We start from the raw sequence: 7,415 nt of genomic DNA, 5'->3' as shown, positions 1-7,415 counted from the left end.
AGCGCCGCGCCGCCGCCCCGGCCGCGCGCCGAGCTCGCGCCGGGCCGCTCGCTCCCGATCACCACCGCCTTCGATACCGTCACCGACCTCACCGGCGCCGGCGACGCCAGCGCCTGGCGCAAGCTGCGCGGCGCGGCACGCGCGCAGACCACGCGCCTCAAGGCGCAACTCGAACGCGCGCTGGAGGCCGACGAGCACCTGCACTGGCGCGCCGAGCAGGAGCGCGGCGAACTCGACCGGCGCGCGCTGGCGCGGCTGGCCACCTTGCCGGGCTACCGCACGCCGTTCCGCACGCGGCGCGTGATGTCGGGGCGCGACACGGCGGTCACCCTGCTGATCGACCGCAGCGGCTCGATGGCGGGCCGCAAGATCGAGCTGGCGCGGCTCTGCGCGGCGGCGCTGTGCGATGCGCTGATGCAGCTCGGCTTCGCCTGCGAGGCGCTCGGCTACAGCTCGGTCGACGATCCCGCGATGCGCGCCTGGCGCGATCGCTGGCTGGCGCAGGGCCACTCGCCGCGCGGCTACAACCGTTTCGTCGAGCGGCTCGACCTGGAGATCTACAAGCGCTTCGATTCGGACAATCCCAGCGGGCTGGCCCGCATCGACTGCGGCCACGAGAATCCCGACGGCGAGGCGCTGGGCTGGGCCGCCGAGCGCCTGCTAGCCCGCCGCGCCCGGCGGCGCATCCTGATGGTGTTGTCCGACGGCTACCCGGCCACCGGCGACGGCGACCCCGCCCTGCTGCGCGCCGACCTGCGCGCGCGCATCGCCGAGATCGGCGCGCGCGGCGTCGAATTGATCGGCGTCGGCATCCTCGACGACGCGGTCGAGACCTTCTACCCGACCAGCACCGTGGTCGAGCGGCTGCCGGACCTGCCGGCGGTCGCCTTCGAGACGCTGGGGCGGGCCCTGCTCGGCGAACGCGGGCGCGCCGCCTGGTCGGCCGGCTTCGCCTGAGCGAACTTCGGTGCCAGGCGACTGCACGACATGGCGCGACGAAGCCCCGTCGCCGCGCCCAGGGCCGGCATGGCGGCACGCGCCGCTCATGGCCATCTCGCGGCAAGCCGCCTCGACATGGCGCCGATCCGGTGCCCGACCCTCGAACGCTCCCCGCTCGATCGCGTCACGCTCGTTGACAAGCCCGCGCGTCCGAAACCCGCGCGAAACCCCGGCCAGCCAAGCCCGCCGGACCTGTCGCGGGCTTCCCCGTCCATCCCGATCGCCCGGCTTCGTCGCCCATTGTTCACACAACGGAAACGAACTGTTCGGCAAGCCGGCGATGATCGGATCGACGAATTCGCGGATACTTCCGCCATTCCCCGTGCAGCGCCCCGCGCTGCCGCCACCCAGCAAAGAACCCGCCATGTCTGCCAGAACCCCGTTCGTCGTCATGATCGCGGCCTGCCTGACGCTATGGCTCGGTGCATGCTCGAGCGTGTCCGAAGTCAGCGCGACCGACAAGCCGCACGTCTATACCGTCAACACCAGCGCCCACGGCGCCGTGCTGTCCTGGGCCGCCGCCCATCGCAAGGCGGTCAGCACCGCCGACGCCTATTGCGCGCAGCAAGGCATGCGCGCCAGCCCCGGCTTCGAGCACGTCTCCGAGCGCGAGGCCAAGCTCACCTTCGAGTGCCATCCGACGCTGTAAACGAAGAAGAGCCGGCTGCTCGCGCGTGCCGGCCCCTCGTTTCAAGCTCGCTGTCTTCCCCGCTGGTCCCGCCCGGGCAAGGTTTCCCGCTCGATGCCCGGATCGCCGCAATCCACGAGGCATCGACCGGCTCGCCCGAGCCGGCGGCTTCACACCTCGTCCGTCACCGGCTCCATCGCGCTGGCCAGCACCGCGTGCAGCAGCACGTTCGCGCCGGCTTCGGCCCAGGCGGGCGTGATCGCCTCGGCCTCGTTGTGGCTGAGCCCGTCGATGCAGGGCACGAAGATCATGCCGGTCGGCGCCACCCGCGCCAGGTAACAGGCATCGTGCCCCGCGCCCGAGACGATGTCCTGGTGCGAGAGGCCGAGCCCCGCCGCCGCCTCGCGAACCGCCTCGATGCAGCGCGGCGCGAACGGCACCGGCGCGTAGTCGAAGATCTGCTCGAGGCGCGCGCCCAGCCCGCTCTCGCCGGCGAGGCGCGCCACTTCCGCGCGCAGCTCGGCATCCATCTCGGCCAGCACCGCCGCGTCGGGATGGCGGAATTCCACCGTGAAGAAGCATTCGCCCGGCACCGTGTTGCGCGAGTTCGGCCGCGCCTCGATCATGCCGACCGTGGCACGCGCGTCGGGCGCGCGGCGCCGGCCCAGCGCGTCGACGAAGCCGATCACGCGTGCCGCGCCGACCAGCGCATCGCGGCGCGCGTCCATCGGCGTGGTGCCCGCATGCGCGTCGACGCCGCTGAAGCTCAGCTCGTACCAGCGCTGCCCCTGCCCCGCCGTGACCACGCCGATGGTGGTGCCGGCGCGTTCCAGGATCGGCCCCTGCTCGATATGCAGTTCATAGGCGGCATGCACGGCATGGCCGCCGACGGGCGCCTCGCCCGCGTAACCGATCGCGGCCAGCGCCTCGCCGAGGGTGGTGCCCTGCCGGTCCGCGCGGGACAGCCCGTAGTCGAGCGTGAACACGCCGGCGAACACGCCCGAGGCGACCATCGCCGGCGCGAAGCGCGAACCTTCCTCGTTGGTCCAGAGCACCACCTCGACGGGCCGCTCGGTCTCGATGCCGGCGTCGTTCAGCGCACGTACCACTTCCAGCCCGCCGAGCACGCCGTAGATGCCGTCGTAGCGGCCGCCGGTCGGCTGCGTGTCGGCGTGCGAGCCCGTCATCACCGGCGCCGCGTCGGCCACGCGCCCGGCGCGGCGCGCGAACACGTTGCCCATCCGATCGACGCGGATCGTGCAGCCCGCCTCGCGCGCCCAGGCCACGAACAGGTCGCGCGATTCGCGATCGAGCTCGCTCAGCGCGAGCCGGCAGACGCCGCCCTTGGGCGTCGCGCCGATCTCGGCCATCCGGTCGAGCGAATCCCACAGACGCGCGCCGTCGACGCGCAGGCTCCCGACTTCATTCGTCATGCTGGCTCTCCTGGTCAACGGCCGACGGGTTCCCGTCGCGCATTCGATAACGGAAATCGCAGCGCTTGCCGCCCTGCATGATGGTGCTGGTGCGCGTCAGCGCCACGCGCGGATCGTAGCCGCGGATGAAGTATTCGTCGCGCGCGCAACTGAGCAGATGGCCGATCTCGCCAAGCCCCATCGCGTGATACATCTCCGCGTAGGCGCAGCGATGCACGTCGTAGTCGTAATGCCCGGCATCCTCGCGCCGCACCTCGACGTCCAGCGCGTCGTCCTTCTCCCACAGCACCTGCAGGGCGACGAAGGAGGCGATGCTGGTGCCGCCGGGCTCCTGCGCGGCGAAGGACTGGCCGGCATCGACGGCCGCGCCGCGGATCGCCTCGGCGATCACGGCCTGCGCGCGCTCGATGCCGAACTCGCGCTTCATGATCTCGTAGATCGGCTTGATGATTTCCGCCTCGATCCTGCGTCGCGCGAGGATGCCCAGGCGATGGTCGGCCGCGTCGCTCGGCGCGGCCGATGGGTTCGGCTCGGTCATGGGAACTCCTGACTGGGGGTGATTCGTTATTTGTGTTCGATCCGGATATCGCGGGTGCCGCCTGCGCGCCGCCGGGAACACGGCGCGCCCGAATCCGCTGCGATCCGGCATGGCAAACGCGAACGGGCAGCCGCCGATCCTCGATCGGCCGCCGCCCGTTCGCCTTCATGCCAGCTTCATGCCGTGCTCAGTGCGCGGCTGGCGCGCCGGCGCCGGAACCGCCGCCGAGCACGTCCACCACGTTCCACTTGCCGCCCTGCACGCGATAGATCGTGTAGGCCGGATCCTTCAGGTTGCCCTGCTCGTCGAAGGCGATGCGCCCCGTCACGCCCTGGCGGTCGACCTTGTGCAGCGCCGTCACCAGCTTGGCCGGATCGGTCGACTTGCTCTGCTCGGCCACGGCGATCAGGGTCGCGGCGGCGTCGTAGGCGAACGGCGCGTGCAGCTCGATCGGCGCGTGATAGCGCGCGCGGTACTGCGCGTCGAAGGCCGGGCCGCCCGGCATCTTCGCCAGCGGCCGGCCCGGTTCGAGCGCGGTCACGCCCTCGCCGTCCTTGCCGGCCAGCGACAGGAAGGTCTGGCTGACGAAGCCGCCCGCGCCGAGCAGGGTCGCGTCGATGCCGAGCTGGTGCATGCGGCGCGCGATCGGCGCGGCCTGCGCGTCGAGCCCGCCGAAGAACACCAGGTCCGGGCGCTTGCTCTTGATGGCGGTCAGCACGCCGCTGAAATCGGTGGTCTTGTCGGTGACGTACTGGCGATCGACGATCGTGCCGCCGTTCGCCTCGACGCCCTTCACGAACTGGTCGGCCAGCCCCGAGCCGAACGAGGTGCGATCGTCGAGCACGGCGATGCGCCGGGCGTGCAGCGTCTTCACCGCGTAGGCGCCGGTATAGGCGCCGCCCGTGTCGTCGTGGCCCATGATGCGGAAGGCGGTGGCGTAACCCTGCTGCGTGTACTGGTGCCCCGTCGAGGCCGGCGCGATCTCGGGGATGCCGGCGTCGCGATAGACGCGCGCGGCCGGCACGCTGCAGCCGGTGTTCCAGTGGCCCACCACGCCGATCACATGCTGCTCGACCAGGTCCTGCGCGACCGTCACGGCCGTGCGCGGATCCGACTGATCGTCGACGGCCACCAGCTTGTAGACCACCGGCTTGCCGTTGATGGTGGGATGGCGGCGGTTCGCATCGTCGAGCGCGAGCTGCGCGCCGTTCTGCAGATCCTTGCCGATCCGCGCCGAGGGGCCGGTCAGCGGCGCGGCCAGGCCGATCAGCACGGTTTGCGGCGCATCGGCGGCCTGGGCGGCACGGGCGGCCGGCGCGGCGAACCACAGCGCGAGCGCCGCGGCGGAGACGGCGAACGCTGCGCCGGCGAGGGGGACGGTTTTCTTCATGGGAAAGGTAGCGTGTGGCGGACGATTAAAACATGAAAAATACTAAATAGTCACACCCTGACCGGCAAATATCCTTTGATTGAATACTTATGCGAACCAGGCCATATCGCTTAAAACTCTTTACCCACAAGGGATTCGAGCATTTTGCCGGCTCCAGGATTATTCGATAGAATTCAAAACATGAAAAATATCGAACAATTGCCGAACGATCCGCCGCTGCGCGCGGTACGCGCCTTCGAGGCCTTCGCGCGGCTGGGCTCGGTCACGGCGGCGGCGGCCGAGCTCGACATCACGCCCTCGGCGGTCAGCCACCAGCTGCAACTGCTGGACGCCTTCATCCTCACGCCGCTCACGGTGCGCGAGGGACGCACGCTGGCGCTGACCGACGAGGGCCGCGACTACTACCGCTCGATCAGCGCGGCGTTCTCGGTGCTGCGCAGCGCGACCGGCTTCGTGCGCGATCGCTCCTCGCTGCGGCAGATCACCATCAGCCTGATCCCGCTGTTCGGCATCGGCTGGTTCGTGCCGCGCCTGCATCGCTTCCTCGACCAGAACACCGATGTCGACGTCAACGTGCGCTACGCGAACCACCGCAACTATCGCAGCGACGCCTCGGATCTATCCATCCGCTTCGGCGCCGGCGCCGCCGACTGGCCCGGCTACCGCTGCGAGAAGCTGCTGCCCGGCGCGATGGTGCCGGTCTGCCATCCGGCGTTCCGGCGCCGCTTCGGGCCCTTGCGCAAGCCGGCCGACCTGGCGACGGTGCCGCTGGTGCACGACGAGGACCGCAGCACCTGGGTCAACTGGCTGCGCAATGCCGGCGTGCGCAACGTGCCGCCGGTGGTGGGGCCGATGTTCGAGGACGGGCAATTGACGCTGAGCGCGATCCGCGCCGGGCTCGGCGCGGGGCTGATGCGCGCGCCGCTGATCGAGGCCGAACTGGCCGGCGGCGAGCTGGTGCAGTTGTTCGACACCGCGCTCGACGACGGCCGCGACTACTACCTCTGCACGCGCGACGACCTGGACCTGCCCGACGGCGCGCGGCGGCTGGCGCAATGGCTGCGGGTGACGGCGGCCGAATCGATGCGGCGGCTGGCGGCCGCAGCGGCCACGCAACGCTGAGCGGCGAAGGCAGGCAAGGAAGGGGGGAGAAAGGAAAACGACGGCGAGCTGGACGCTCGCCGCCGTCGTGCCCGTCGTGCATTAGGCCGGTCAGGCCCGGCGATCAATCGCGCCGGCCGGGATCGATGGCCGATCCGAAGCCCGGGCCGGCCATCGCGAGCACCGGCCCGCAGCCGCCTCAGCGATCGCCGAGGAAGTGCTCGACCGCGAAATTGAAGGCCTCGGGATCCTGCAGCATCGCGAAGTGGCTGGTGTTCGGCAGGATCTGCAGGCCCGCGCCGGGAATCGTCGCGGCGATGTACTCGGTGTGCTCGCGCTTGATCGCCTCGTCGTGGTCGCCGTCCATCACCAGCACCGGCGTCCTGATCGACTTCAACTGCTCGTCGCTCCAGTTCGGCTGCGAGGCCCACATATGGCTGATCTGCTCGACGAAGGCATCGTATTCCTTCGGCGTGGGCGACAGGCGGCGGTATTCGTCGCCGCCGCGCTTGATGAAGGCGGCGAAGGTCGGGTTCTTCTCGACATCGGGCATCACGCCGTCGGTCTTGGTGTTCGCCGCGAAGGCCACCACCTTGCCGACCCGGTCGGGATGGCGGATCGCCATGTCGATGCCGATGATGGCGCCGTCGCTCCAGCCCACGATATCGGCGCGCGGCAGCTTCAGCTTGTCCATCAGCGCGACCACGTCGTCGGTCATCAGGTCGTAGCCGAAGGGCTGCTCGTTGCGCGAGCTGCGGCCGTGGCCGCGGCTGTCGAGCACGATCACCTTGTGGTGCTTCATCAGCGACTTGACCTGGTAGCCGAAATAATCGGAATTCGACAGGCCGCCATGCACCAGGATCACCGGCGAACCATGGCCGATGGTGGCGTAGTAGAGACGGATGCCGTTGACCTCGGCGATGCCGTGCTGCTCGCCCGCCACCGGCGCCGGGGTGGGCGGCAGCGTCTGCCAGCGCGGCTCGGCCGCCTGCGCGTGGGCGAGGGTGAAGGCCGCGACGGCGCCGAGGACGAATCGTTGCAGATGCAGCCAGCTGCGGTTCTGGAAGAGGGACATGGCGGAAGGCTTCGCGCTCGAAATGGGAAAACCATTATAGGAGCGGATGCGCCGGCATCTCTCACGAAATATCAGCAGACAGACATGTCCGTCGCGCCATCGCATCCCCGAGGCTGCTCAGGAATGCGATGCAATGCGTGGGCGTCACGAGCGGCGCGATGTGTCCATCGTCCGCGGCAATGAGGGCTCCGGCACCCAGGTGTCGGAGCGGTTGCCTGCCGCGCCACAGGCATGCGGCCGCAAGCTCTGCG

At 70.0% G+C, this 7,415-nt stretch carries 6 protein-coding genes and 1 pseudogene; 3 read left to right on the top strand and 4 right to left on the bottom strand.

All coding sequences use genetic code 11. From position 1 onward, the window contains the following. Positions 1-957, top strand: a pseudogene (locus F3J10_RS11625) (cobalamin biosynthesis protein CobT); the annotation flags it as partial. A gap of 406 nt (positions 958-1,363) precedes the next feature. Beyond that, positions 1,364-1,648, top strand: coding sequence for a hypothetical protein (locus F3J10_RS11620; protein ID WP_166916382.1), 285 nt, complete (start codon positions 1,364-1,366; stop codon positions 1,646-1,648). A gap of 149 nt (positions 1,649-1,797) precedes the next feature. Here the strand turns inward: F3J10_RS11620 and F3J10_RS11615 are convergent, their stop codons facing one another. The 3 genes from F3J10_RS11615 to F3J10_RS11605 form a co-directional block, all read right to left on the bottom strand. Beyond that, a complete protein-coding gene (locus tag F3J10_RS11615; RefSeq protein ID WP_025100685.1) occupies positions 1,798-3,060 on the bottom strand; it encodes a Zn-dependent hydrolase in 1,263 nt (420 codons plus the stop codon). Continuing rightward, a complete protein-coding gene (locus tag F3J10_RS11610; RefSeq protein WP_167242140.1) occupies positions 3,050-3,598 on the bottom strand; it encodes an L-2-amino-thiazoline-4-carboxylic acid hydrolase in 549 nt (182 codons plus the stop codon). Before F3J10_RS11610 ends, F3J10_RS11615 begins: the two co-directional genes overlap by 11 nt. Before the next feature lie 187 nt (positions 3,599-3,785). Then, a complete protein-coding gene (locus F3J10_RS11605; protein WP_167242139.1) occupies positions 3,786-4,988 on the bottom strand; it encodes a branched-chain amino acid ABC transporter substrate-binding protein in 1,203 nt (400 codons plus the stop codon). A 180-nt stretch (positions 4,989-5,168) separates the two neighbouring features. Between F3J10_RS11605 and F3J10_RS11600 the strand changes: the two genes are divergently transcribed. After that, positions 5,169-6,110, top strand: coding sequence for a LysR substrate-binding domain-containing protein (locus F3J10_RS11600; RefSeq protein ID WP_025100688.1), 942 nt, complete (start codon positions 5,169-5,171; stop codon positions 6,108-6,110). A 178-nt stretch (positions 6,111-6,288) separates the two neighbouring features. Here the strand turns inward: F3J10_RS11600 and F3J10_RS11595 are convergent, their stop codons facing one another. Further along, positions 6,289-7,164, bottom strand: a complete 876-nt coding sequence (locus F3J10_RS11595) for an alpha/beta hydrolase (RefSeq protein WP_166916390.1) — start codon at positions 7,162-7,164, stop codon at positions 6,289-6,291. Positions 7,165-7,415 lie beyond the last annotated feature (251 nt).

Origin of the sequence: Burkholderia sp. Cy-637, from assembly GCF_011753175.1 — a bacterium.
GTDB lineage: Bacteria > Pseudomonadota > Gammaproteobacteria > Burkholderiales > Burkholderiaceae > Burkholderia > Burkholderia gladioli.
This window is presented reverse-complemented; position numbering and strand designations above follow the sequence as displayed.